Annotated in this window: 22 protein-coding genes and 1 pseudogene; 16 read left to right on the top strand and 7 right to left on the bottom strand. The window is 69.1% G+C overall.

Features of this window, described 5'->3' with window-relative positions:
• The first annotated feature begins 309 nt into the window (after positions 1 to 309).
• The gene (locus F4562_RS00605; protein WP_184546057.1) at positions 310 to 2,013 is read left to right on the top strand and encodes a DMT family transporter; all 1,704 of its coding nucleotides are present in this window, start codon (positions 310 to 312) and stop codon (positions 2,011 to 2,013) included.
• A 267-nt stretch (positions 2,014 to 2,280) separates the two neighbouring features.
• On the top strand, positions 2,281 to 2,745 hold the full coding sequence (locus F4562_RS00600; protein WP_184546055.1) for a transposase: 465 nt from the start codon (positions 2,281 to 2,283) through the stop codon (positions 2,743 to 2,745).
• A 215-nt stretch (positions 2,746 to 2,960) separates the two neighbouring features.
• Here the strand turns inward: F4562_RS00600 and F4562_RS36585 are convergent, their stop codons facing one another.
• Positions 2,961 to 3,245, bottom strand: a complete 285-nt coding sequence (locus F4562_RS36585) for a hypothetical protein (protein ID WP_184546395.1) — start codon at positions 3,243 to 3,245, stop codon at positions 2,961 to 2,963.
• Between F4562_RS36585 and F4562_RS00590 the strand changes: the two genes are divergently transcribed.
• On the top strand, positions 3,208 to 3,357 hold the full coding sequence (locus tag F4562_RS00590; RefSeq protein WP_184546053.1) for a hypothetical protein: 150 nt from the start codon (positions 3,208 to 3,210) through the stop codon (positions 3,355 to 3,357). The genes F4562_RS36585 and F4562_RS00590 overlap by 38 nt on opposite strands.
• 716 nt (positions 3,358 to 4,073) lie before the next feature.
• Here the strand turns inward: F4562_RS00590 and F4562_RS00585 are convergent.
• Complete coding sequence (locus F4562_RS00585; protein WP_184546051.1) at positions 4,074 to 6,176, bottom strand: WD40 repeat domain-containing protein; 2,103 nt, start codon at positions 6,174 to 6,176, stop codon at positions 4,074 to 4,076.
• Positions 6,177 to 6,502: 326 nt separating this feature from the next.
• Between F4562_RS00585 and F4562_RS00580 the strand changes: the two genes are divergently transcribed.
• From F4562_RS00580 to F4562_RS00560, 5 genes are all read left to right on the top strand, one after another.
• A complete protein-coding gene (locus tag F4562_RS00580) occupies positions 6,503 to 7,435 on the top strand; it encodes a tyrosine-type recombinase/integrase (protein WP_184546049.1) in 933 nt (310 codons plus the stop codon).
• A 141-nt stretch (positions 7,436 to 7,576) separates the two neighbouring features.
• Positions 7,577 to 8,364, top strand: a protein-coding gene (locus F4562_RS00575) for an IS5 family transposase (protein ID WP_311734220.1) whose coding sequence is annotated in 2 segments (ribosomal slippage) — positions 7,577 to 7,910 and positions 7,910 to 8,364 — 789 coding nt in all. Because the reading frame shifts where the segments join, the coding sequence is not laid out codon by codon here.
• Positions 8,365 to 9,058: 694 nt separating this feature from the next.
• Entirely contained in the window at positions 9,059 to 10,462 is a 1,404-nt protein-coding gene (gene ltrA, locus F4562_RS00570) for a group II intron reverse transcriptase/maturase (RefSeq protein ID WP_184546045.1), read from the top strand.
• 533 nt (positions 10,463 to 10,995) lie between these two features.
• Positions 10,996 to 12,218 (top strand): IS3 family transposase gene (locus tag F4562_RS00565; RefSeq protein WP_375782492.1). Its coding sequence is split into 2 segments (ribosomal slippage): positions 10,996 to 11,311 and positions 11,311 to 12,218, totalling 1,224 coding nucleotides; the frame shifts between segments, so codons are not numbered across the junction.
• A 209-nt stretch (positions 12,219 to 12,427) separates the two neighbouring features.
• Positions 12,428 to 13,999, top strand: coding sequence for an IS4 family transposase (locus F4562_RS00560; RefSeq protein WP_221522787.1), 1,572 nt, complete (start codon positions 12,428 to 12,430; stop codon positions 13,997 to 13,999).
• A gap of 25 nt (positions 14,000 to 14,024) precedes the next feature.
• Here F4562_RS00560 and F4562_RS36580 read toward each other — a convergent pair.
• Both F4562_RS36580 and F4562_RS36155 read right to left on the bottom strand, forming a co-directional pair.
• A pseudogene (locus tag F4562_RS36580) lies at positions 14,025 to 15,456 on the bottom strand (Tn3 family transposase); the annotation flags it as partial.
• Between the two features lie 455 nt (positions 15,457 to 15,911).
• A complete protein-coding gene (locus tag F4562_RS36155) occupies positions 15,912 to 16,241 on the bottom strand; it encodes a PASTA domain-containing protein (protein WP_221207989.1) in 330 nt (109 codons plus the stop codon).
• 453 nt (positions 16,242 to 16,694) lie between these two features.
• Between F4562_RS36155 and F4562_RS00545 the strand changes: the two genes are divergently transcribed.
• The 4 genes from F4562_RS00545 to F4562_RS36150 all read left to right on the top strand — a co-directional run bounded on the left by F4562_RS00545 (position 16,695) and on the right by F4562_RS36150 (position 20,075).
• Positions 16,695 to 17,561 (top strand): universal stress protein, encoded by an 867-nt coding sequence (locus tag F4562_RS00545; RefSeq protein WP_184548998.1) that lies wholly within the window; start codon positions 16,695 to 16,697, stop codon positions 17,559 to 17,561.
• Positions 17,558 to 18,040, top strand: coding sequence for a CBS domain-containing protein (locus F4562_RS00540; protein WP_184548996.1), 483 nt, complete (start codon positions 17,558 to 17,560; stop codon positions 18,038 to 18,040). The genes F4562_RS00545 and F4562_RS00540 overlap by 4 nt, the downstream gene beginning before the upstream one ends.
• 78 nt (positions 18,041 to 18,118) lie before the next feature.
• Positions 18,119 to 19,015: a universal stress protein gene (locus tag F4562_RS00535; protein WP_184548987.1), complete on the top strand. Its 897-nt coding sequence runs from the start codon at positions 18,119 to 18,121 to the stop codon at positions 19,013 to 19,015.
• The gene (locus F4562_RS36150; RefSeq protein WP_311734318.1) at positions 18,963 to 20,075 is read left to right on the top strand and encodes a DUF6544 family protein; all 1,113 of its coding nucleotides are present in this window, start codon (positions 18,963 to 18,965) and stop codon (positions 20,073 to 20,075) included. Before F4562_RS00535 ends, F4562_RS36150 begins: the two co-directional genes overlap by 53 nt.
• Before the next feature lie 213 nt (positions 20,076 to 20,288).
• Here F4562_RS36150 and F4562_RS00525 read toward each other — a convergent pair whose 3' ends face one another.
• The 3 genes from F4562_RS00525 to F4562_RS00515 form a co-directional block, all read right to left on the bottom strand.
• On the bottom strand, positions 20,289 to 20,723 hold the full coding sequence (locus F4562_RS00525) for a hypothetical protein (protein WP_184548983.1): 435 nt from the start codon (positions 20,721 to 20,723) through the stop codon (positions 20,289 to 20,291).
• Between the two features lie 63 nt (positions 20,724 to 20,786).
• Entirely contained in the window at positions 20,787 to 21,047 is a 261-nt protein-coding gene (locus tag F4562_RS00520) for a DUF4342 domain-containing protein (RefSeq protein WP_184548981.1), read from the bottom strand.
• Between the two features lie 381 nt (positions 21,048 to 21,428).
• The gene (locus F4562_RS00515; RefSeq protein ID WP_184548979.1) at positions 21,429 to 22,118 is read right to left on the bottom strand and encodes a CBS domain-containing protein; all 690 of its coding nucleotides are present in this window, start codon (positions 22,116 to 22,118) and stop codon (positions 21,429 to 21,431) included.
• A 1,032-nt stretch (positions 22,119 to 23,150) separates the two neighbouring features.
• Here F4562_RS00515 and F4562_RS00510 point away from each other — a divergent pair.
• The 4 genes from F4562_RS00510 (at position 23,151) to F4562_RS00495 (ending at position 25,796) form a co-directional block, all read left to right on the top strand.
• The gene (locus F4562_RS00510; protein WP_184548969.1) at positions 23,151 to 23,702 is read left to right on the top strand and encodes a hypothetical protein; all 552 of its coding nucleotides are present in this window, start codon (positions 23,151 to 23,153) and stop codon (positions 23,700 to 23,702) included.
• Between the two features lie 11 nt (positions 23,703 to 23,713).
• The gene (locus tag F4562_RS00505; protein ID WP_184548967.1) at positions 23,714 to 23,866 is read left to right on the top strand and encodes a hypothetical protein; all 153 of its coding nucleotides are present in this window, start codon (positions 23,714 to 23,716) and stop codon (positions 23,864 to 23,866) included.
• A gap of 195 nt (positions 23,867 to 24,061) precedes the next feature.
• Positions 24,062 to 25,105, top strand: coding sequence for a hypothetical protein (locus tag F4562_RS34010; protein ID WP_221207988.1), 1,044 nt, complete (start codon positions 24,062 to 24,064; stop codon positions 25,103 to 25,105).
• 325 nt (positions 25,106 to 25,430) lie between these two features.
• Positions 25,431 to 25,796, top strand: a complete 366-nt coding sequence (locus F4562_RS00495) for a site-specific integrase (protein WP_184548965.1) — start codon at positions 25,431 to 25,433, stop codon at positions 25,794 to 25,796.
• The last annotated feature ends 20 nt before the right edge of the window (positions 25,797 to 25,816 follow it).

Raw genomic sequence — 25,816 nt, 5'->3', positions numbered from 1 at the left:
TCGCAGGAGCGCCGTGGCCGCCGGTGGCGGCGACCGCGACGCCTCCGCGCAGCGTCGATCAGTTGCTTGGCAACAGAGTTGTCGCCTTGTTCCCGGCGTAGTCCTCCACAGTGGCGACGACAGAGCCGGTGGAGCTCGACATGGTCACCGTTTCGGAATCTGATCGGCGAGATGGGACGTTCGTTCCGCTGTGTCCGCCCGTACGGCGGTGCCGCGCTAAGATCGCGTCACGTGCCTTCGGATAATTTATGGCGGATTATAAGAATTGGATTAGTAGGTCTGATTCTTGCGGCGGCGGTTGCGGGACTGGTGCTCGACGACGCCTGGCTCTGGGTGGCCGTCGAATGGTCGCCGCCGGCCTATGCGGAGTTCTACGCGCGCGATGGGTTCGACACCCCGACGACTGTGGTGCTGCTCGTGGCCGCCCTGGTGAAGGCCGCGTTCCTGTGGCTGATCCTGCGTGCCCCCGCGCCGGGACCGCTGGACCGCCGGGAGAAGGCGCTGCGCCGACTGCTGTATCTGGCGGTGGCGTACACCCTCGTGCTGTGGTACCCGGTCGTGCTGCTTTCCGACGCGGTCGACGCGGCATCCCAGCTCGCGCTGTGGACCGCGATCGACGTCCTCTACCTGCTCGTCATCCGCTGGCGGTCCCGCATGTTGCGCGCGGCGGCCGGAGCGATGTTCGCGGTCGAACTGGCCGGGATGGCCGACGAACTGCTCGACGAACTCGACCTCCCAGAGCTTGGATCGGGCGGCATCGTCGGGCTGGGCTTGATGCTGGGTGGAATGGCGGCGACCGTCATCACGGTCGTCGGACAGCGGCGCGACGGCCGGTGGAGCCGCGGTACGCAGGCCGCCGGGTGGTTGTCGGTGGGCGTCTACGCGCTGGTGATCCCGCTCGACGTTCTCTTCGAAAGGATCCCCGGCGGCAATCTGGCGATGCTGGTCACGATGGACGCGGTGGGGCTCGTCAGCACCGTGTGGATCGCGGCGACCGCCCGTGAGCTGCCCGCCGAGGGCCGTCCGGCGGACCTTCCGCCCGCGCGGCGGCGCGTGATCCGCGTCGCGGTGGCGGCCGTGGCCGTACTGCCGATCATCGCACTGATCCACCCGGAGGAGACCCCGCACCTCACCTACACCGGCTGGTCGATGGACTGCTATGACCGGCCCGGCTTCGGCGACCTGAAACCCGCGGAACGCGACGCCGCGTTCCTGTGCCGGGCACGGAGCACAGATGGCGGAGTCCCGCCCATGTTCCCGGACAGCCTGTCGGACCAGGAGATCCTCGCGTCCGGGCGGGCGCTGTGCCGTACGAAGAACCGTGACGAGCAGGAGGCGATTCTGGCGCGGGCCGGGAGCGCGCGGCCCGGGTGGGGTGCGGACCCGTGGGACCTCGTCTACGTCTGCCCGGAGATCATCGGCGCGACCCATCCCGAACTGCTGCGGTCGACCGCGGAGAGAAAGGCGGCGAACACCGCCCACATCGCCGAGGAGAACGCGAAGTGCCGCGACCCGTGGCCCCGGGCGAAGGGTGTCGTCCAGGCCACGGCCAAATACTTCCTGTTCGCCGACGGCGATCACGGCTATCTGGTCCACGACCCCCAGGACGAAGCGGTCGACGAGGCGGCGGAGCAGGCGATAGACAAGGTCTACGATGACGACGCCCTCATCGGGGTGGCCGGCAGCGCGGTGCTCATCGGGCACGTCGAGGACGTCGTTGATCTGTGCCTTACGGTGAAGGCCTTCCGCACCGCGCCGCCACAGCGGACGGCCGGGTGGGATCAGGTCAACGAGGTGCCGATCGTCAGCCGCACCGGCCGGCTCACCGTGCCGGAGATGGGCGAGGGCGGAGACGTGGGCGCGGGTGCCCCGATGCCGAACCTGGCGATCGCGGGGAAGGGCCGCTACCGGCTCCGTGCCTACGTGCGGGTCGACGATGCAGGGGAGGAGCAGCACCTGGTCGTCGTGTTCCCGGGTGCGTCGAGGAAGAGGCTTGAAGTCCTAACAAAATGAGCTGAACGGCATCTTTGCAGGTCATCGGTTGTTGTTCCTGGTAGGAGGAAGGGTGAGCAGCTGCCCTGGATCGTTTCGGATGAGCTGCGGGAGCAGATCGAACCGTTGTTGCCGAAGGTACGGCGCCGCTACCGGCATCCCGGGCGTAGACGGCTCGATGACCGCAAGGCCCTGTGCGGCATCCTGTTCGTGCTCTACACCGCGATGCCCTGAGAGTTCCTGCCGCAGGAACTCGGCTTCGGCTCGGGGATGACCTGCCGGCGCCGGTTGCGCGACTGGCAGCAGGCCGGGGCCTGGGACCGGCTGCACCAGCTACCGCTGGCCGAGTTGCACGCCGGCGATGATTGGCAGCTCCCACGTGCGGGAGCTCAAGGGCGGCCCAAAACCGGCCCGAGCCCGGTCGACCGCGCCAAGACGAGCTCGAAACACCACATGATCACCGACGGCCACGGCATCCCGCTGGCCGTGCGCCTGACCAGCGGCAACCGCCATGACGTCCTGCAGTTGATACCACTGATCGAGGCGATCCCACCGGTACGCGGCAAAGTGGGCAAGCCCCGCCAACGGCCCAGCACGCTGTACGTTGGCCGGGCTTATGACCACGATTGCCATCGCCGTTCGGTGCTCACCCGCCACACCAACGATGTCTCCTCGGTGACCTTCAGCCCGGACGGCGAAACCCTCGCCACCGCCAGCAACGACAACAGCGTGAAGTTGTGGCCGACCCGCTGACCCAGTAGATCATCACCGCTTCAGCCCTACCGCCAAGATCCGCACCGACCCTCCCCGGAGGCCTGTTCCTGCGATAGCTCAGATACGCAGCGCGGAGTTGATCGTGCTGGGGCGGGACCGGCAGATGTACGGATGGGAGACCTTTGCCACCGTGCCGCTGTCACCATCGCCTTCACCGGATAGATGATCTCAGCGGCGCCGACCGGGACCGGCCGTCAGGGCCGCACGCCCGGCCGGATGCCGCCCAGTGCGGGACGGCCGCGCCAATGGCGCGGCCGTCGCTGAAACCAAGGTCCGGCGGTCAACGCAGCAGGTGGGAGCCGAAGTGGCCCCCCGCGCGTGCCCATGGAGACGTCGAGGCCGTAGACGACCTGCGCGGTGGTGGCGGGGGAGACGCCGGTGGCGGTGCCGCGCAGGATGGCGAGCATGCCGCGGCCCTCGTACTTGCCGGGGGTGCCGACGATGACCTCGGCCTTGCCGTCGCTGGTGACGTCGAGGATCGAGACGGCTTCGCCGAAGTTGTCGCCGGCGGAGTACTACGGGGACCCCAGGTCGGTGCGGGTGCTGGCCCACCGCACGACGCCGTCGCCGGTGTCGGGCTGGCGGGCGTAGCCGTGCACGGCCATCAGCTCGGCGACGGCGGTGAAGTCGTCACCAGACGCCCAGTCCGGCGCGTTGGGGTGGCGAGGCGGGCATAGCGGCGTTGGACCGCGCGCCGGTCGGCCACTCCCAGGTACGGGGCCAGGGCGTCCCAGGTGGCTCCGGCCGCTCGGGCCGCTCGGGCCGCCTCGATGAGGTCCGGCTCGATGCTGGTGGTCCAGGCCCGCACCGCCCGGGTCAGGGTCAGCGCGGCCAACGCCTCATCGGCGGTCAGCTCCTCGACTCGGCCTGGCCGAGGGACGAACTGGGCCAGCGAGGCCAGGTAGTCGGCCCAGATGTGCTCGGCCCCGGGCGGACGGAACCGAGCATGACGGGCCTCGCCCTCATCGCTACCGTGATCTTCGATCCAGCGCGCGACCTCGTGCGGGTCAGGTCAGGTCATAAGCGGGACGCACAAGACACCTCCACGTCGTCATGTTGACGACGAATATGTCGTCACATCGATGACATCGTGTCCGGCGCTTCGAAAAAGCGGCCGTGAGGTCGCTGACACTGCGATCTCCAGGGATCCCGGACTGGCGGAAAATCCAACGGGTGTGGGTCTGACCTGCATCGATAGAGCTGGTCCCGTCGTTCAGCGATCATGTTTCCCAAAGAGTCTCCGCAGGTCACTCGCCGGGCAGGTGCGCACAGGCGACTGGGCTGTCGGCGCTCGTCTTGGCCGAGCGTCATCTTCCGGCGCGGATGGACTCGGAAAGGGGAAGCAGCGCGGGACGTGACCGGCTCATCCCCTCGCCGGTGTCCGTCAGGAGGCCGTCGGTGGTGGCCAGCAGGTGGCCGTCGGGGTGGAAGGCAAGCCCCACCACCCGGCCGTGATGACCGGTGAGGAGCTCACCGACGGCCTCCCTGCTGGTGAGGTCCCACAGCTGCACCAGCGACGGTTTCTCCGGGTCGAACAGGCAGGCGCTGGCCAGCAGGCGCCCACCGGGGTGGAACGCGATCGCCTGGATGCGGCCGCGGTGCGCGATGGGCTCACCGGTAGGCAGCCGGGTGGCCGGGTCCCACAGCTGCACCTCCCACCCGCCACCGATCGCCAGCAGGTGCCCGTCGGGGTGGAACGCCAGCCCCGGTATGCCTTTGGTGTTGAATTCGTGGGCTTCACCGACGGGCTCCCCGGTGGTGGCGTCCCACCACTGCAGCAGGGAACCGTGGTCGTCTTTGTAGTCGGTCGTGGCCAGCAGACGTCCGTCGGGGTGGAGCGCCATGGAATACACATTGTGCGGGCGGTCCCCGGAAGCGTTGACGGCTTCACCGGCGTACCGTCCGGTGGCGGCCTCCCACAACCGCACCGTCCCGTCGTCACCGGCGCTGGCCAGCAGGTGACCGTCAGCACTGAAGGTCACCGTCCAGACGTACTGGCCGTGGCCGGTGAGGGGATCGCCGACGGGTTGTCCGGTGCTGGTCTCCCACAACCGCACCGTCCCGTCCTTACCGCTGCTGGCCAGCAGGTGACCCTCAGGGTGGAACGCCACGCCGTAGACGGGGCCGTCGTGACCGGTAAGGGGGTCACCAACGGGTTGTCCGGTGGTGGTCTCCCACAACCGCACCGTCCCGTCGTTGCCGGTGCTGGCCAGCAGGTGGCCGTGGGGGTGGAACGCCACCGCGTTGATGAGCCCGAGGTGTCCGCTGACCCACTCGGCATGGGCGGCCTCCCACAACGGCCGGATCTGCGCCACCTCGCCGCCGAGTTCCTCAACGACGAACGCCACCTGCTCCCAGGGGGGTAGTTCGCGGCAGCGCAACACCTCGAGCGCGAAGGTACAGCCGGCGGTGCCCCCCGCACCGAGGTGCCCGATGTTCAGGTCCCACAGCCGCACGACCGGGCCGCCGCCTGCCGAGGCTTCGTCGCGTTGAGTGGAGTCGATGGCGACGGCCAGCAGGTGGCCGTCGGGGTGGAAGGCGATCTCGTCGACGTGGCCGGTGAAGACGGTGAGAACGGACTGACCGGTCGCCAGGTCCAGCAACCGCACGACCTCGTCGTCGGCGAAGGCGAGGAGACGCCCGTCGGGGGAGAAGGCCCTCATCGTGTGGGGAAGGTCGTTGAAGAGGTCGCCGGCGGGTTGTCCGGTGGTGCTGTACAACAGCTGAGTCGGCTTCCTGTAGAAGAGACTGACGGCCAGCAGGTGGCCGTCGGGGTGAAAGACGATCTCGCGGACGTTGTTGGCGGAGATGGTGAGAACGGACTGCCTGGTCGCCAGGTCCCGCAACTGCACGCTCTGGTCGTGGACAAGGGCGAGGAGACGCCCGCCGGGGTGGAACGCCATCGCACGGACGCGGTCGCCGTCGTGGCCGGTGAGGAGGTCACCGGCGGGTTGCCCAGTGGCGCTCTCCCACAACCGCACCGTCCCGTCCTCCCCAGCACTGGCCAGCAGGTGACCATCGGGATGGAACGCCACGTCGTAGACAGAACCGTCGTGGCCGGTGAGGAGGTCACCGGCGGGCTGTCCGGTGGCGGTCTCCCACAACCGCACCGTCCCGTCCTCCCCAGCACTGGCCAGCAGGTGACCATCGGGATGGAACGCCACGTCGTAAACGAAACCGTCGTGGCCGGTGAGGAGGTCACCGGCGGGCTGTCCGGTGGCGGTCTCCCACAACCGCACCGTCCCGTCCCCGCCCGCGCTGGCCAGCAGGTGACCATCGGGATGGAACGCCACCGCATGAATCTCCTCGTCGCCGTGACCGGTGAGTTCGGCAACGCATGCCGCGTGCCGATACAGCTCCTGCAGCCGTATCCGCAACCTGTGCAGTGCGGCCTCTCCGACATGGGGCATAACGGTAGATCTAGACATGGTGGCCATAGGTATCACGGGTGGTCCACTGGCCGAGCACCGAGTGCCGGGCCGACGGTGATAGAAGTCCCCGTAGTAATCGCGGTGAATCCAACGATGTTGCCGCTGACCTGCGGAGACTCTTTGGGAAACATGACCGCGAAACGACGGGCCAAGCTCTATCAATACAGGTCAGGCCCACATCCGTTGGATTTGCCGCCAGTCCGGGACCCCCTCCACTCGGGTTCGAGGTCGATCTTGCTACTTCTGATATCGCGGTCCGGGGCTACCTTTAGCTCCGGGAAAACACTTCTGATATTGCGAGGGGCATGTGGGGGGGGCAGTACCAAGCGGTACCGCAGACGTACGCCACCGTCCACGCCGCCTACGCCGCGGCCCTCGAACGGGCCCCGCTGGACAGCGACACCCGCCGCGCCTACGACTCCCGCGTGCGGACCTTCCTCGCCTGGCTGGATGGCAGCAGCCTGGACGGCGACCCGCTCACCGACGCTCACGACCGTGACTTCGCCGTCCGCGATTACAAGACCCACATGAAGACCGTCCTGCACTGGGCATCGAACACCGTGAACGCCCACCTCACCGCCCTGGACCACTTCTTCGCCCAGCTCGGGCTCGGCCCCGCGATCGTCCGCCGCGACGATGCCCCCAAGCTCGCGCCCCGCGCCCTGGGTGCCCGCCAGCAGAAGCGGTATCTGCGCGCCGTCGAACGACGCCCCCTCGCCCGCGACCGCGCCATCGGCCGGCTGCTGTTCTACTCCGACGTCCGGATCGCCGAACTTGTCGCCCTGGACGACGACGATGTCCCCCTTTCCGCGCGCAAGGGCAAGGTCATCGTCCGCTCCGGCAAAGGCGAGACCTCACGCGAGATCCCGCTGTTGGACGGCACCGCCCGGGCCTCGGTCGCCGAGTGGCGCACCGAGCGCGCATCCTGGCCCGGCGCGGCCGACAACCCCGCGCTGCTCCTCAACCGCCGCGGTGGGCGTCTCACCACCAGGGCCGTCGATCAGCTCATCGACGAACTCGCCACCGACGCCGACATCCTCGACGAAGCAGGCGCTGTTGCCCTGTTCGCCTACATCCTGCGGCACACCCTCGCCACCAACCTGCTGCGCGCGGGCGTCGACATCGTCGTCGTCGCCGAACTTCTCGGTCACGCCCGCCTGGACACCACCCGCCGCTGCACCCTGCCCGCCCACGCCGACCTCGAAGACGCCGTCGGACGCCTCCCCACCGATCAGTAGAACGCCACTGACCTGGGCGGACTCAATCGCGTGTACCTGGTTGCACAAGTCTTACAACTCCTAACAAAATGACCTTGGCCGTATCCGTCCGTCTGGACGGTCGTTGATCTGCGCGTGAGGAAGGGTGAGCAGCCTCCGTGGATCGTCTCGGACGGCTTGTGGGAACGGATCGAGCCGCTGCTGCCGAAGACGGAGCGACGGCAGCGCTACCCCGGTCGTAAGCGGCTGGACGACCGCAAGGCCCTGTGCGGCATCCTGTTCGTGCTCTACACCGCGATCCCGTGGGAGTTCCTGCCCCAGGAACTGGGCTTCGGCTCGGGAATGACCTGCCGGCGGCGCCTGCGCGACTGGCATCACGCCGGCGTGTGGGAACGACTGCACCAGCTCCTCCTGGCCGAACTGCACGCCGCCGACAAGCTCGACTGGTCCAAGGCGGTGATCGACAGCTCTCACGTCCGGGCGCTCAAGGGCGGCCCAAAACGGGGCCGAGCCCGGTCGACCGGGGAAAGACGGGCTCCAAACACCATGTGATCGCCGACGGCAACGGCATCCCCCTCGCGATCGGCCTGACCGGCGGCAACCGCAATGACGTCACCCAGCTCATGCCGCTGCTCAAGGGCATCCCACCGGTCCGGGGCCGACGCGGGCGGCCCCGGCAACGACCGAAGACGCTGTACGCCGACCGCGGTTACGACCACGACAAGTACCGCCGCTTGGTCTGGGCCAAGGGTGTGAAGCCCGTCATCGCCCGCCGGGGAACCCCGCACGGTTCCGGGCTCGGCGTGCATCGCTGGGTGATCGAGCAGACGATCGCGCTGCTGCACTGGTTCCGCCGCCTGCGCATCCGCTGGGAGATCCGCGACGACATGCACGAGGCCTTCATGACGCCGGCCGCATCGATCATCTGCTGGCGACGCCTCACCCGCTGATCATTCTGTTAGGAGTTGTTAGTGCGCCACGAGGCGCTGCTGTTCCGAATGGAGGTGAAAGACCGTCCATCTCATCCCCGTCGTAGCGGCGAGGTGAAGCTGGAGGCAGCCTGAGCCGGGAGCCGCCGGGGAGGGTGGGAGCAGCCTCGACAAAGTCGCGTCGGCCCAGCACTACCGGATGGGCCGGGCGCGGTGAGCGAGACGGGAAGGTATACGCGAGGAACCGGTGTCGTTACGCCTCTTGACGTGTCTGCCAGCTCCAACCCGGTGGATATGGGCTGGATGGCGGTGCGTACCCACTCCCTCATCACGGAGCGGGGAACTTCGGGTCGGGTCTTAAGAGCCTGGGCCCGGAGGCCACGGTGAAGGACTACGGCGTAGCCGTGGCGATGCCGCAGGGGCAGAGCCGGGTGCCTAACCCGTCGATCGGACAGCAGTGAACGTGGGAACCATCCGTGATCACTCCCGGTCACACCTCCTCCAGAGGCGCCGACCTGGGATAGGCCCGGCGTCGGCCGAACAGACGGATGGGACGGAGCCGCCGTAGTACTCCGAGGCCGGGAGAGCCAGCCACCTGGGGAAGGGCGGCAGCGAGCCAGACAACGAAGGGACGGCAATGTCCGAAGACGCACCGGTGAACACCGGTGCCAGCGCCTGACCCGACCCGTGGTCAGCCGAGCGTGCGGTACGGAGGATGCAGACCAAGTTGCACCGTTGGGCGACCGATGACCTCGGCCGCCGGTTCGGTGACCTGTTCAACCTCGTCTACGACCCGGCGTTCTTGATGCACGCGTGGGAGCGCGTGTCCAGCAACGTCGGTGCGCGGACTCCGGGGATCGATCGGGCCACGGTGGTTCAGATCGAGACCTGGATTGGAGTCGAGGCGTTCCTGGACCAGATCCGCGACTCGCTGAAGTCAGGCGAGTTCACGCCGGTAGAGGTGCGGCAGGTGATGATCCCCAAAGCAAGCGGAAAGTTACGCAAGCTCGGGATTCCTACCGTCGCTGACCGGGTGGTTCAGGCCAGCCTCAAGTCGGTTCTCGAACCCATCTTCGAGGCGGAGTTTCTGCCGTGCTCGTATGGGTTTCGCCCCAACCGGCGCGCGCATGATGCGATAGCCGAGATCCACCATTTGGCCTCCGAACCCATCAACTATCACTGGGTTCTGGAGGCTGACATCACGGCGTGTTTCGACGAAATCGACCACACGGCGCTGATGGACCGCCTGCGGGCGAGGATCAAGGACAAGCGCGTGAACGCGCTGGTGAAGGCGTTCCTAAAGTCCGGGGTCATGACGACTGACGGAACTCGGGAGGAGACCTGGACCGGCACCCCGCAAGGCGGGATTTTATCCCCGCTGCTGGCCAACATCGCCCTGACGGCGCTGGACGAGCACTTCGCCCGGCAATGGCAGCAGGAGACGAGCACCTGGCGACAGCGGAACCGGCGCAGAACCCGAGGCCAGGGCAACTGGAGGCTCATCAGATTCGCTGATGACTTCGTCCTGATGGTGTCGGGTGACCGGCACCATGCCGAAGAACTGCGTGGAGAGGTGGCCAGTGTGCTCGCCCCACTGGGGTTGCGACTGGCACCGGACAAGACCCGCGTAGTCCACATCGACGAGGGCTTCGACTTCCTCGGGCACCACATCCGCCGCCTGCGGAAACGAGGGACCTCGAAGTACTACGTCTACACCAAACCGTCCAAGAAGGCCGTTCAGGCGGTCAAGGACAAGGTGTTGGCGAAGACCCACAGGTCAACCCGCAATCAGGATCTGGCCGAGCTGATTCTCAGCTTGAACCGGATGCTACGCGGATGGGCGAACTACTTCCGGCACGGAGTATCTAAGGCGATCTTCGGCGCTATCGATGCCTTCACCTGGGGGCGGTTGATGCGCTGGATTCGTCGCAAATACGCGGGCAAGGCCCGGCTCGGCATGGTCGAGTTCCGACGTCGCTTCTGCGATCGAGGCTGGAGGATCGCTCACCAGGGCGTCGCCTTTACCGGCGCATCCAGCGTCTCGGTGAAGCGCTACCGCTATCGCGGCGGCAACATCGCGACCCCATGGACCCCGGACCCGGCAGCTGCTGACAGCTGACCGACGGGCAAGGCACGTGGAGCGCCCGGTGCGTGGAGACGCGCACGCCGGGTGCGGCGGGCGGGCCAGGGAAACCCACCGTGAGCAATCACGGCAGGGCGCCCCGGTCCGACCCAACCCGATACCCCGTATCCCACTTCTGCCCTGGGTTGCCCAACAAGATCATTCTCATCGATAACGGCTGTCCGCCAGTTCCTCAGCCCCGAGCCCGCGCAGCGTGACCTCCCCGCGCACGGCCACGAGCTCCTGGCGGGCGGCGGCCAGGCTGCCCGCAGGGCGCCGGCCCTCATTACCGCGACCTCGGCCCGGGGCGGCGGCGGGTCGACCCGTGCCCGGTCCGGGGCGCCGTCGACGTCGTCGCGGACGGCCTGCGCGCTCCAGCGCTCCCACCCGCCGACCATCGCCTGGTAGGCGGCCGCGGCGGCCCCTTCACGCAAGTCCGCCCCGTACAGCAGGCCGGCCGTGGGCCCTGCCCCCGAGGTGTGGACACCTTGAATACCGGATGATGGAAATCCGGAGACAAGGAGTTCCACGTGGCGATGAAGTCGTACCCGCCGGAGTTCAAGGCGGACGCCGTCGCGTTGTACCTGTCTGATCCGGCGCGGACGTACGCGTCGGTGGCCCGGGACTTGGGGATCAACCGCGAGACGCTGCGCCTGTGGGTCAAGGAGGCCCGCGCGAACGGCACGGCCGGGGCGAAGAAGGCGGGCCCGGTCAAGCGGCTAGCGCGGGGCCCGCTATCGTCCGACGACGTGCTGGAAGAGGAGAACAAGCAGCTCAAGGCCCGGATCCGGGAGCTGGAGCTGGAGCTGGAGCGCGACATCCTGCGCCGGGCGGCGAAATATTTCGCCGGAGAGACGAACTGGTGAGCCGCTTCGAGTTCGTTGACGACCATCGGGACGCCTTCGGCGTGAAGCGGCTGTGCCGGATCTTGAAGGTGTCCCGCTCGGGGTTCTACCGGTGGCGCAAGGCCGCTCCAGCCCGGGCGGAGCGGGCCGCGGCCGATGCCGCGCTGGCGGAGGAGATCAAGCAGATCCACGATGCGTTCGACGGCACCTACGGCAGTCCACGCGTCACCGCTGAGCTGCGGGCCCGGGGGCGCAGGGTCAACCACAAGCGGGTCGCACGAGTGATGCGCCGTTCCGGCATCGTCGGGCTGCACCTGCGCAAGAAGGTGCGCACCACGGTGCCCGAGCCATCGCATCACAAGGTGCCCGACTTGATCCAGCGGGACTTCACCGCACCGGCCCCGAACCGGCGCTACGTCGGCGACATCACGTACCTGCCCGTCGGCGATGGCCGGTTCCTCTATCTGGCGACCGTGCTGGATCTGGGCTCACGCCGATTGGCGGGCTGGTCGATCGCCGACCACATGCGCACCAAGCTGGTGACCGACGCGCTGCGGGCCGCCGCCGCGATCCGGGGCAGCCTGGACGGCGCGATCTTCCACTCCGATCATGGAGCCCAGTACACCTCGGCCGAGTTCGCCAAGGTCTGTGCCGAACTCGGCGTACACCAATCCATGGGAGCCGTCGGCACCAGCGCCGACAACGCCGCCGCGGAGGCGTTCAACGCCAGCCTCAAACGCGAGACGCTGCAGGGCGCCAAGCGCTGGCCCTCGGCACGTGAGGCCCGCCTGGCCGTCTTCAAGTGGATCACCCGCTACAACACCCGAAGAAGACATTCCGCCCTCGGCTACCTCAGCCCGAATGACTACGAGCAGCAGACCGTCGATAGGGTGCTGCTCGCCGCATAACGATCGGTGTCCACACTTCGGGGTGAGCCCCCAAGGCCGGGTAGTTAGAGCCTGGAGCTGCGGCGCAAGAGCGTCTCACAGAGTGAACGGGGCGTGAACGAAGGAGCGGAGCTCCGGTAGAAGGGCTTTCGGCCAAGATCGCTCTTCGTGAGGAGACTCCGCTGTCCGCACAGTCTGCCATCACCCGTCGTGTCACGGTAGCCGAGGGCGTGTTCGCGCCCGGGCACCTCGGGGAGCTGACCGCGCTGATGCCGTTCGAGCTGGTCGACGCGGTGTTGGACGAGACCCGAACCGTGCAGCGCCGCCTGCGGGACCTGCCCTCACGGGTCGGCGTCTACTTCCTGCTGGCGATGTGCCTGTTCCCGGAGATCGGCTACCGGCTGGTCTGGCAGAAGCTGACGACGGGCCTGGCCGGGCTGGTGGTGGTGACACCGACCGCCAAAGCTCTGCGTGACCTGCGTCGGCGGGTCGGCAGCGTGTCGATGCGCCGATTGTTCGAGGTCGTGTCCGGGCCGTTGGCCGGGCGTCGAACACCAGGTGCGAGGTTCGGCGCCTATCGCCCGGTCTCCTTCGATGGCTGCAGCTCGCTGAAGGCCCCCGACACCGCCCGTAACCAGGCATGGCTAGGCTCGGTCGGGCACGGCGGTTACCCCCTGCTGGAGCTGATGACGCTGGTGGAGACCGGCACCCGCGCCGTGATCGGCGCGGTCTTCGGCCCGACCAGCGAGGGCGAGACGAGCTATGCCCGGCGGCTGTTGCACCTACTGACCCCGGACATGCTGGTGTTGTGGGACAAGGGCTTCGACAGCAACGACTTCCTGGCCGAGGTGAGGGCCACCGGCGCGCAGGTCCTGGGCCGGCTGCGCGGTAACCGGCGCACTCCCATCCTGCGCCGGCTTGGCGACGGCTCCTATCTGTCGGTGATCGGCGCTGTCCAGATGCGCATCATCGAGGCGCGCATCACCGTGACCTGCGCGGACGGAACCGTCTTTGTCGGCTCCTACCGGCTGGCCAGCAGCCTGGTCGACGCCGACCGCTACCCGGCCGCGGCCCTGGTCGACCTCTACCACCAGCGGTGGGAACACGAATCGGCCTACTACGCTCTCCGTCACACGATCATGAACGGCCGCGTCCTGCGCTCCGGCGACCGCCCTGGCCTGGAACAGGAGATGTGGGCCCTGCTCACGCTCTACCAACTGCTGCGCACGGTGATGGTGGACGCGGCCGAGTCCCGCCCCGGCACCGACCCCGACCGCTGCTCCTTCACCATCGCCTTCCAGACCGCCCGCGACCAAGTCCTCCAGGCCACCGGTGTGATCACCGACGGGACGGACCTGGTCGGCGCCATCGGCCACGCCACCTTGACCGCCCTGCTCCCACCGCGCCGCCCGCGCGTGAGCACCCGCAAGGTCAAGTCACCCATGTCCCGCTACAAAGAACGCCGCCCCGACGGCAGACCCGATCGCAGCCGCGCCGTCACCAGCCTCGATATCACCCTCCTCGATCCCCCGCCCACACTCCCCACCGCCTCCCGCGACGACCGGCACACCACCCCGAACAAGCGCCGCCACCACCGCGTCCTGACACTGATCCACGAACATCCCGACCGGCTCTGGCACCCCCGCGACATCGCCCTCCACCTCGGCGACATCACCCTGAACACGATGTACCGGCAGCTGTCTCGCTGGGCCGAACGCGGCCTCATCCGCAAGATCGGCCACGGCATCTACACCGCGACCACGGCTTCCCCCGGCCCCTTGCCAGCAGGCCAGAAACCCTAACTACCCGGCCTTGGGTGAGCCCCCCCTGGTTGGTCACCAGCGACCCGGCGACCCGCACCATGTCCGGCCACTGTGTGAGCACCTTCTTGGTGTTCACCTTGTTCCGGGCGATCGCCTCCAGCACTCCGTAGTCGCCAGTACTGCCGCCGGGCAGGTCGGCCCGCCAGAACCGCTGGTCGCCCAGGTCGGCGAAGCGGGGCGCGAACCGGTAGCCGAGCATGGAGAAGATCCCGAACACCATGTCGCTGTCGCTGGCCTGGTCCGTCGTGACCACCTCGGGGTTCGGCCCGGCATCCAGGTTGATCAGGCAGTCCAGGATGTAGAGGGAATCGCGGGGCGTGCCGGGCACGACCATCTGCCCGATCCCCGCCACTTGATCATTTACTGCGTTGGGCCAGGTCAGACCCCTTTTATAGCCAAAGTACTTGGGTGAGGGCCCGGCGTTGATCGTCTTGACCGGGACGACGAAGCGCAGCCCGTCCACCGAGGCCAGCAGCCCGCCGCCCCACGCCGCGACGATCGGCACCCGGCCCTGGTGCTCGATCAGGATCGCGTTGGCTGCGGCGTGCGTCTCGCCGCGGACGTAGTTCTGGTCCACGTGGGGGAGCCGGCCCCGGGTCAGCGCCTCGTCCCCGGCCTTGATCACGGGTGTCAATTCGACATTGCAGGCATCGCTGATCAGCAGCGCCACCAGCGATCTCGGCAGGTCGTTCATGCGGGTGGAGATGTCGGCCAGGTGCACGTAGGCGTCCAGGAACCCGGTCCAGGCGTGCACTTCCAGCAGTAGCTCGGGCAGGTCGATGCGGGGCAGCATGGCCTGGCAGGTCGCCCGTAGCCATGCCAGCGACTCGCTCTCGCCGAGCGCGCCGAGCTTCTCCACCGACAGCCGGGCCCGACCGCCGCCGGCCGGGGTCACCACCGAGACCAGCGCGTCCTCGCCGCTTCCTCCAGCCGGGCGGCCATCTGCTTCCAGGCCGCGTCCAGGGCCAAGACCTTGTCGTTCAGATGCTTCTGGACGGGATCGGTAAGCGACAGGGAGGCCAGCACGTCCTGGGCAATCGCCTCCCACTGCGCCCCGGCCAGCAGATGCGCGCGCGGGTCAGCCCAGCGCAGCGACGGCGAGGCGAACACATCCCTGATCGTCAGGGACCGAATCAGGTGCTCCAGCACGCACACGACGTACGCGTCACGATCCACCGCCCTTGAGGCAGGTCCGGGTTGGCATACACCGCCCGCTTCCACGACGCGGCCACCAGCGCGGCGTCGATCTCCTTGGGCAGCAGCGGCCTCTTGCTGACCTGCCGTCGCGACAGCTCCGGCAGCCGGCGTACCGCGGCCAGCGCTCGGCGCCCGCCCGGCGCCGCCGACAGCGCCTTGGACTCGCCCAGCAGCCGCAGGAACGGGCGCACGGTGTTGTACTTCTCGACCAGCGCGGCCCGCATCGCCGCCTCGCCCGCAGCGGTGCGAGACGCGATCCGCGCGGCGATCAGCGATGTTGTGGCCGCAGGTTCCCGAGCCCGCGGACGGCTTCGCTCCCCGCGTGACGATCACCCATGACAACGCGGACGGCCCCGCGGCCCCGGTCTCGACGGTGCTCCGCAGTCGATGCGGCTCCTGTGGTTGCCCCGATACGCAGCGCGGAGCTGATCGTGCCGGGACGGGACCTGCAGATGTACGAATGGGCGACCTTCACCGCCGTGCCGCTGTCATCAGCGCCTTCACCGGAAAGGTGATCTCATCAGAGATGAGACAGTCCTCGGTGACGGCCCGTCGAGGGCTGTCACCTGGAAGACCCTTGCCGGGCGTATTCCGGCCGTGCCCTCCGTCCACCCGAATTCTCGGTCTACATGGGAGGGGCCGGATCTCGCAGAGTTCGCCTTCGGTTTCGCGTTCATCTGCAGGGAGGCTCGGACTACTCGCCGATCTTCTTCGCATAGAGGGTGACCAACGTGTCAACGGACACCTTCCGGCCCGCGGCCGGGGTCTGCTTGGTGATCACCCAGTTGCGATCGGAGATCTGGAACCGGTTCCGCCCTGTGGCGTCCTTGTCGTTGAGGATGTAGAACCCGGCGGCCTGCATCGTGTCCTGTCCCTCCTGCAGGTTCATCCCGACCACGTTCGGCAGGGTCCTCCTCTCTGCTTCGACCGGCTGCTCCGCTGGCGGCGTCGGCTCCTCCTCGTCTTCTGCGGTCGGCTGCTCCGCCGGCGAGGTGGGGGCCGGCTGGGTTGCGGTGACGGTCACAACCGGCGCCGCGCTGTCCGTCCCTCCACCGCATGCGGTGAGGAACGTGAGGAGGGCGGTGGTGGCGAGAGCTTGAGACAGACGCACCGTCGGGTCCTCCGTGATGTCGGGGATGGAGTCCCTATGAGACGGTTCGCCGCCGTGGCGGGTTGACGGTGCGTCCTCATACGGACATGGGGCCCGGCTCCCCTCGGCGGGACGACCCCGGGCCCTCACGCCGCCCGCCCACCCGGCGGCCCGGGTCACCCGGTGTCGTCATGTGTTCGCCCCTCGGGATCCTCCCGACAAGAGGCTGACGGCTCCTGCCTCCGCGGGCCGTTTGCCGTCTTCCCCGTCCCACCGGCCGAAGGGGGAGAGGTTGAGGGCCGGAAGTCCCTGGCGGTCAGGTCCTCCGGCCGCTGCGCGAAACTCTGTCGGAGGGGTCGGATGGAAGGGAGAACCCAGGAGGATGACATGACAGCACACGTAACGGTGGGTGCGGACGGCTCGCCTTCCTCCCAAGCCGCGGTCGAGTGGGCCGCCGACGACGCAGTGCGGCGCGGGTGCGCGCTGCGGATCGTCCACGCGTGCCCGCCGTGGATCTACGAAATGCCACTGCACACCCCGCCCGGGTTCCGCGACTCCATGACCGACCACTGCCAGAGGCTTCTGGAGGCGGCGGCTGACCTGGCCCGTGCGCACTTCCCTCAGCTGAAGGTGGAGACCGTTCTGGGGCAGGGCAAACCGGTCGACATCCTGCGGCGTGAGGCCGAGGACGCCGAACACCTCGTGCTGGGCGGCCGGGGCCTCGGTGGATTCGCCGGACTGTTGCTGGGCTCGGTCTCGCTTGCCCTGGCCGGGCACGTGACCGCTCCGGTCGTGGTCGTCAAGAAGACGCGGCACCAGACCCACGACGAGGTCGTCGTGGGGTTCGACGGCTCGTCGGGCTCGACGGCCGCCTTCGCGTACGCCTTCGAGGAGGCCGTCCTGCGCAAGGCCCGGCTGCACGCGATCCACGCCGTGCAGGCCTCCGTCCTCGGCCCGTACGCCGCGGCCTACACCTCGCTGATCGACGACACCCTGGCGGTGGAGAAGCGCCTGGCCGCCGAGACGCTCGTGCCGTGGCGGGAGCGCTACCCGCAGGTGGAGATCAAGGAGACGGTGGTCATCGGCCACCCGGTGGCCGTCCTGCGCGAGGCCTCGGAGGCAGCGGATCTGGTCGTGGTCGGCTCCCGGGGGATGGGCGGTCTCGGTTCGGCCGTGCTGGGTTCGGTCAGCCACGGCGTGCTGCACCACGCCCATTGCCCCGTCGCCGTGGTGCGTCCCAAGGGGGAGGTATGACCGACGTCCGCGACCTCGCCGTGGTCCAGGTGATGAGCCGGATCCTCGTCGCGGTCACCCCCGAGGAATCGCCCCTGCTGGCCTGGGAGATCATGCGCCGCGCGGACGTTCACCATCTGCCCGTCGTCGAGGCGGACGGCCGTTTGCGGGGTGTGCTGACCCGCGAGGACCTCACCGCCCGCTGGTCCGGCGGCCCGATCGAGCAGTCACAGGTTCCCGTTCGCGCGCTGGTGGCCGAACACCGCTGTCCGCACACCACCCCCGAGGCACGCCTGGCCGACGCCGCCGCAGTCATGATCGGTGCCGGGGTCGACGCGATCCCGGTGCTGGGAGAGGCCGGCAGGTTGGTGGGAATGGTGACCGTCACCGACGTTCTGCGCGCCGTGGCGGGTGAGATCCCCGAGCGGCGGGAGCCGCCGGAACTCATGACAGGCGTGTTCCGCCTGGTCCCGGTGCTTCCCCCGGCCCCGGCGAGATGACCGGCGTCCCGTCCCGAAGGCCGCTCCCGTACGGGCCCGCGGACGGCTCGTCACCGACTCTGAACGCGAGGCTCGCCGATGAGACGTGAAGTGGTTGTGGCGTTCGACGGATCACCTCACAGCCGTGCCGCCGTCGAGCAGGCAGCGCGGGAGACCAGGGTGCGGGGGGCGGAGCTGACCGTCTGCCACGTCTGGGACGGGCCCCACGCCGAACGCGAGGCTGCGATCACCGATCAGGAGCGTAGGCTCGCGGGTCGTACCCTGATGGACGGGGTGCAACTGGCCGAGCGGTTGCTGCCCGGCCGGCCCGTACGGTCGATCCTGGCCCGCGGGTCTCCCGGACCCGAGCTGGTCCTGTTCAGCCGGACGGCGGAGATGCTGGTGGTGGGCAGCCGGGGGCTCGGCAGGGTCGCCGGGCTGCTGCTCGGCTCGGTGAGCGCCCATGCCGTCGTCCACGCTTTCTGTCCTGTGCTGGCCGTACCGGAACGGGTCGACCCGCGGTCGCGGGCATGGCCGGCGGACGTCGTGGTGGGGGTCGACGGATCCTCCTGCTCCCTGGCCGCCCTGACGTTCGCGCTCGGATACGCCCGAAACCACCGGCTGCCGGTCCACGTGATCCACGCGAAGGCGGACGCCTTCTTGCGGCAGAGGGCGGAGGCCGAGCGGTGGGTCGCCGAGGCCATGACCCGGCTGTCCCCGAACCATCGTGACGTGGTCGTCACAATCAGCACGCCGGACGGGTCACCCGTACCCGCCCTGCTGTCCTGCGGTGAGCGGGCCCGGCTGCTGGTCGTGGGATCCCGAGGACTGGGCCGCCTCAGGGGAGGAATGCTCGGTTCGGTGAGCCAGGAGGTGCTCCGTCAGGCCCGGTGCCCGGTGGCCGTCGTCAAGCACCGAGCCGACGACCCCTCGCCTTCGCCGTATGCGCCTGTTCTCACGGCGGACCGGCCGGGGAACAGGTCGGAAGTCCGTTGACCGGCAGGTCCGGTGCCTCGGGGATCGCCTGCTCCGGTATCCGACGCCTGAGCCGATGGGATCCGTACGCGAGGAGGCACCCCTCCTGGCGTCTGGCCGCTCTCACCGCCACGGCCCTGTCGTTGCCGCTCCTGCCGGTCAGTCCCCCTCAGACGACCGCAGGCGTCATCGTGAATGCGATCGTCCTTGCAGGAGCGCTCCTCGCCTCCCGGGTTCTGAGGCGTACGGGGAGGAGGACGTCATGAACAGAACGGAGTGGTCACGGATCGAAAGAACCCTCCTGGCGCGGCTCCCAGCCCCCGCGGTCTTCACCGCGGCCGAGGTCGCGGGACTGCCCGCGCCGGTGTGCAGGCACCTTGTCGGGGCTATCGCGCCAGGCACGCCTCTGGCGTTGGCCGTCCGCCTTCGCATGCGGGGCAGCATCAGGATCGGAAGATGGCTCCCGTTCCGGGCCCGCCAGGTGCTCGTCCCGCACCGAGGGTTCGTGTGGGCGGCGCGGGTCGCTGGCCTCATCACCGGCTCGGATCACTACGCCGAAGGACGCGGCGGTATGGACTGGACAGTGGCCGGTCTGATCCCACTGGTCCACGCCGAGGGAACCGACGTCTCCCGCTCGGCCGCCGAGCGGGCGGGGGCGGAGGCGTGCTGGGTGCCGACGTCGCTGCTGCCCCGTTTCGGCGCGACATGGTCGGCCGAGGACGACACGCACATCGGCGTCAGTCACACGATCGACGGCGAGACGGTCCGGACCCGCTACGAGCTCACCGCCGACGGCCGGATCCGGTCGTTCGCGTTCGACCGGTGGGGAGACCCGGACAACACCGGATCATGGGGGCGGCACCCCTTCGGCGGCGAGATCACCGCCTGGACCACCTTCGACGGGCTCACCCTCCCCAGCGTGGGGAGAGTGGGGTGGTTCTTCGGCACCGACCGGTGGGCCGAAGGAGAGTTCTTCCGGTACCGGATCACCGGTCTTCACCCGATCACTACGCCCTTGGCCGAGGTACGGCACGGCGTCACCCGGTGTCCCGGCCCGCCGAGATCATGCCCGGAGACGTGATCGAGGTCGCGGTCGGTGACCGGGTGACCGCCAGGCCGCCGCAGCGGCCTGCGCGACCCCGGGGAACGGGCCACGCGGCTCGGAGGCGTCTTCACCGCAGAGTCCCTTCCGAAGGCGGGACCCGGCTGCGGTGGAGCGCGTCGCTGAATTAACGGCGGATGCGCCGCCCGAGCCGGAGTGCGGCGTGGCGGCGGCCTCTGGGCGGGCCGCGGGTCACCGTTCGGTTACCCGCCGCGGGAGCATCGCAAGGTTCACCACCACCACGGCGGTGACGACAACGGCCACGATCAGCACCGTGTGCGTGATGAGCGCCCAGTCGACGGAAGGGTCGTCGAAGGCGAACGGGAAGACCCGCAGAACCTGGATCAGCATGACAAGACTGATCACCGTGGTGATCAGCTCACCGGCGTGTCTCACCCACTTCGGATCGTGGACCAGGTAGATCATGTTGGCGGCGAATCCCACGATCACTGAGAGGTTGACCAGCCACAGCACTTGCCGGACGTCTTCGGTGAGGAACGGTACGGCTTGCCAGCCCGGCCGGACGTTGATGACATGCAACAGTGTCATGTCGATGACGGCGGCGATCGTGTAGCCGACCCGGCGCGTGGCGATGGCCGGCCGACCTGCCGGCATGGTGACGCCCACCTCTGCCTCCAGTGGCTCTGCGAGGATTCCCCAGAACGCGCGCGTGGCCGAGCAGAGGACACCCTAGGCGGTTCCGTCGCCCTGCTCGTCGCGTTCGACCTCGATGGACCATTCCGCGGCCAGCGCGGCCAGTGCGCCGACCGCGGTCACCACGGGAGCGGCGATGAATGCCACCACCCCGACGGTGACCGGTACCTCCAGCACGGTGTGCCCGTGAACGTTCTTCACGAAGATCCGGCGGATGTTGCCCTCGTGGATGAACTCTTTGATCTTTTCGGCGAGTTCGCCCGCGTGGACCCGTACTTCTTCCTTCGTGACGGTCATCTCATGACCTCCCTGTGCTCCCGGGTCTTCTGTCCGGCCCCCAGCATGGCCGCTGCGGCACCTCGACGACGGAGACCAAGGTCCCGACTGCGGCCGCCGATGGTCCCGCCGTGCGAACCGGCCCGCCGTATGGCTGTCGCAGAGGTCGGAAGGCCTCGGCGGCACGCGCGTCCTGCGGCTCTGCCCGGCCCCGGCGCGGTGGCGGGTCGTAGAAGGCCCGCGGTGAGGAGGCGACATGTCCGCGGTGACCGTTGATCGCCGGTGCTCATGTCGGCCGCGACGATCACCCACCCGGGGCGACCACGGGCCCCGCCGGACGGCTCCCGCCCCGCTTCCAGCGCGGGGCGGGAGCCGTCCGGTCCGGAACCGCTACCGGTCCGTTCACGCGGGAGAGTCGTCCTCGTCCCACCGGATCTCGTCGACGACATCGACCACGCCGTTGACCCGCACCGCCATATGCGCGGTGAACCGTGCCTCGCTGCGCTGTTCCATCCGGCCGGTCAGGGTCACCACACCCCGGTGCACCAAGACCTTCACCTGGGAGGTGTCAGTCCACACGGAGCGGTCCAGGATGTCCTTTTGGATCTCCTCGGTGATCGCCGCGTCCGAGCGGAGGAAGACCTTGAGCAGGTCCTGGCGGCTGACGATGCCCTGCAGGACCCCGTTCTCGTCGACGACCGGCAGGCGTTTGACGCCGCGCTCGTCCATCAGGCGCATCGCGTACACGATCGCGGACTGAGGGCGGACGGTGACGGCGGGGGAGGTCATCAGCTCGGCGGCGGTGTCACCGTGCGCCTTGGCCCTACCCCGGTCCTGCTTCCGGGCGAGCCGGTGGCGCAGCCGGGCGCGCAGCGGTGGCTGGTAGCCCTCGTGGTAGTACTGCTCCTTGAACTCTTCCTTGTGCAGCAGGTCCGCCTCGGAGACGACGCCGATGACATGGTTGCCGGCATCGACGACCGGGACCGCGCTGACACCGTGGGCGATGAGCACTTCGGCGACGTCCTTGAACGGGGTGGCGCCGCCGACGGACGTCACCTCGCGGGTCATGACCTCGCTGACCTTCACGCGCATCGTGTCCTCCTTGAGGGGTGGGGGTTCCTTCTTCATCTCACTGCGCTTCCGGTCACGCGGGCAGGGCCGGAAGTCCTGCGTCGCCGGGATGTCACGCCGCCCCGGCGGGTCCTTGGTCTCCACAGCACCCGGTCGCCGAGCCGGACGACGAGATCGTGCCCGTCGCCGGAAGGGGTCACCGTGGAGACCGGTTGTCAACTCGGTACCAACGGCCCGCGGCGCTCGCCCAACCGGGTGATCCGGCGCAGGCGGACGATGTGGCCGGCCGCGCCGTGGGAGAGGGTCACACCTCGAAGACCAGCCGGGCCAGACGGTGCTGTCGAGGATCTCGGTGAAGGAGTTGATCTCCTCCAGGTGTGCCGCTTCGCGGGTGCCGTGGCACAGCACCGCCCGGCCGCCGGTGGCCCGTACGTTGTGTACCCAGTTGGCCCGTTCCCCGAGCATCGCCACCACATAGCGCTCACCCCGGTGGTCCACGACCACCAGGAGGCAGGAGACCGGTCTGCCGGTGTGCCGGCCGGGCACCTGCAACGTCACCCGGTGACGTGGCGCCAGGATCCCGCTGGAGAACTGCACCGCCGAGACGGCGTTCATCGCTCGTGCCAGCAGATTGGGCCGCCCTGACCGGTACATCCATCTTTTGAGGCGATACAGCCCTCCGGCGATGCCTCGTGGTGTGCCCGCCTGGCTTGGTCTGCCCATCACAGCCTCGACCTCTCCTCACGGGCCGATCATCGGGGGACCGGACCCTCACCACGATGCGCGCTGTTGTGCCTGGAGGGGGAGGGCCGTTGGGCCCTCGTGAGAGGGACCAGCCTGTGTCCTGTGTTCTGTATCGGACGCGTGAGGAAGACCTGCGGCCCCGCTCAAGGCGGCGGGGGAGAGGGGCGCCGTCCTACCGCCTGTCACGACTCGTGAGCGACCGGTGTTGCCGACCAGATCCCGGCGGTGTGGGGCCGTAGGTCCCTGTCCGGTGACCGGACCGCCGGCCGACGCTGAGTTCAGAGGAGTTCGGAAGGCGGGGGTGAGGGCATGCGCACCGCATCGATCATCGCGGGGATCATCTTGGCGGTGGTGGCTTCGTGTCTGGCGGTCCTGGCCGGGCTGGCGTTCTGGCTCGGGTTGTGGGTCGGGCTGGGCGCGGGTGTCGTGCTCGCCGCCGTGGTCCTCCTGGCGGGCGGGCTGGTCTTCCAGCCCTGGCAGCACCGCTGGGGTGCCACCGACGCCGAGGTGGCCGCGGTGATGCCGGGTGATGAGGTGATCCCGGGCGCGGGTGTCACCACCCGGGCGGTCACCATCGAGGCCCGTCCGGGGCAGGTGTGGCCGTGGCTGGCACAGATCGGCTGGGGCCGGGCGGGCTGGTACAGCTATGACTGGCTCGACAACGACGGCAGGCCCAGCGCGAACCATGTCGTCGCCGACCTGCAGGATCTTCGGGTTGGTGACCGGATCCTCATGACCCCCGGCATGGGCCCGGGGTCCGCCTCCTGCACCCCGGCGCTCTGCTCGTGGCCGGGGACGAGAAGGGCGGCACATGGTGTGTGTCCCTGCGCGCGGCGGGCCAGGATCGCACCCGCCTGGTGAGCCGGTGGCGCATGGCCCCGCCTCGTTCGTCCCTGCGGAAGGTCTTCTGGTCGCTGTTCATCGACCCGGGATCGTTCCTGTGCGAACGCAGGATGCTCAAAAATCTCAGCGCCAGGATTCCCGCGGCCGCTTCCGCCTGGAATCGGCACACCCTGTCGCGGTGAACCAAGGACGAGAGCTCAGCGCGGGCCGCCGGCCAGGAAACCGGCCAGAGCGCAGGGCGGATCGTCGACCGGGAAACCGACGTGCTCCCGGGCCCGGCGTGGGTTCTCACCGTGATCGGGGCCGAAAGCCTTCCGCGGGTGGTGCTTTCGGCCCTGTGCCGGAGGGCCGGGGATGGCGACAGTGAGGAGGTGACCATGACTTCGGGCCCGGCGCGCGGCAAGAGACGACTCCGAGCGGGGAACCCACGGATCCCGCTGACGAATCGGCTGGTGATGCGGCTACTCGACTCGGCCGCGCGATCGCCGCTCGACTGTGGAATGGGCGTGCTGCGTTACACCTCGCGTACCGGCGTGCGGGTCGCCCTACCGGTGCAGGTCGCCCGTGACGACGACCGGGTCGTGGTGCTGGCCGGTGACGCCGCGAAGAAGCGCTGGTGGCGCCATTTCACTGGCCGGGCTCCGGTCGAGGTGCTGCTGGACGGCCGGTGGCACGGCGGGACGGGCGTCGTCGTGACCGGACCGGAAAGCGCCGCCGCGGAGGCATACCGGCGGGCTCATCCACGTGTCGCGCTGCCCGAGGACGCCACCTTCGTGGTGATCACCTTCCCCGGGCCGTTACCGTCGACTCTTCCCCTTCGTGGCCGGCCGCTCGCACGGGCTTGGTTCGCGACGGTCACCCTGGCGGAGTTCACCGGCTTCGCGGTACCGGCCTGCGTCGGCACCTTCACCGCCGGCATGACCTCCGCGGTCACCGTGCCGGCGCTGCTGGTCGCGGGCGCGGTCGAGGGCTGCCTGCTGGGCTGGGGGCAGGCCGCGGTGCTGAGTCACGCGCTGCCCAGGCTGCGTCGCCGCCGATGGATCGCCGCCACGGCGGGCGCCGCCGCGCTGGCCTACCTCATCGGGTTGATCCCGTCCATCTACGGGGAGTCGATGGCCGCCTGGCCGCCGGTGCCGCTCGCCATCGTGGTCGCCCTCCTCGGCACCGTCCTGCTGGCCTCCATCGGCACCGCTCAGTGGCTGGTCCTGCGCTGTCACGTACGGCACGCGGCCCGCTGGATCCCCGCGACCACTGCGGCCTGGACTGTCGGCCTCGGCATGTTCACCGGGTTCACCACGCCGCTGTGGCAGCCAGGGCAGCCCTTGGCCCTCACCGTGACCATCGGTGTCGCCGGAGGCCTGCTGATGGCGGCCACCACCTCGGCGATCACCGGTTACGCCCTGCGCCACCTCCTGCCGTAGACGACCACGGCCGGAATCACCGTTGGCTGACGGGACACCGTCGCTCCGGCTGCCTCGCTCGCTACCGGCACGGCCTGCTCGGCCCGCTGCCGGGCCGCCTCGTGGTCGGTGACCCGCTGCGTGGTCAGCCGTTCGACCTGCTGGGCGTGCTCATGCTGGCGTGCGGCCTCGGCCCGGGCCTGCGCCTGCCATGCGGCGGCGGCGTCACGCTGAGCCGCCTCCCGGGCGCCGACGGCCTCAAAGGCGCGTTGCTCACCGGCCGCGGCCGCGGCGGGCCTCCTCGGCGTGTTGTTCAGCGGCGGCCGCCTGGTCGATCAGCTGCTGGTTGGCCTGGCGCAGCTGGTCGGTGAGCGCGATCAGCTGGAAGGCCGTGCTCGCCGAGGTCGGGCAGGCCTCCGGACGGTTGCTACGCCGCGTCACCCGCCACGGCGCCCTCGGCCCGCGCCTGGGCACCGACGCCGTCAAGGTCATCGTCCGCGACCTGGCCGTCCGCGCCCGCGTGCCCGGCGGGGAAAGCTTCACCGCGCACAGCCTGCGCGCCGGCGGCGCCACCGTCGCCTACGCCGCCGGCGTCCCCGTCTCGGTCATCGCCAAGCACGGCCGCTGGGCCCTTGCCTCACCGGTGGTGCTGCGCTACATCCGCGCCGTCGACCGCTGGCGCGACAACGCCATGCGAGGCGTCGGCCTGTGAGTCCAGCCGAGCCAGGGAGC

Source organism: Streptosporangium becharense (genome assembly GCF_014204985.1).
Lineage (GTDB): Bacteria > Actinomycetota > Actinomycetes > Streptosporangiales > Streptosporangiaceae > Streptosporangium > Streptosporangium becharense.
This window is presented reverse-complemented; position numbering and strand designations above follow the sequence as displayed.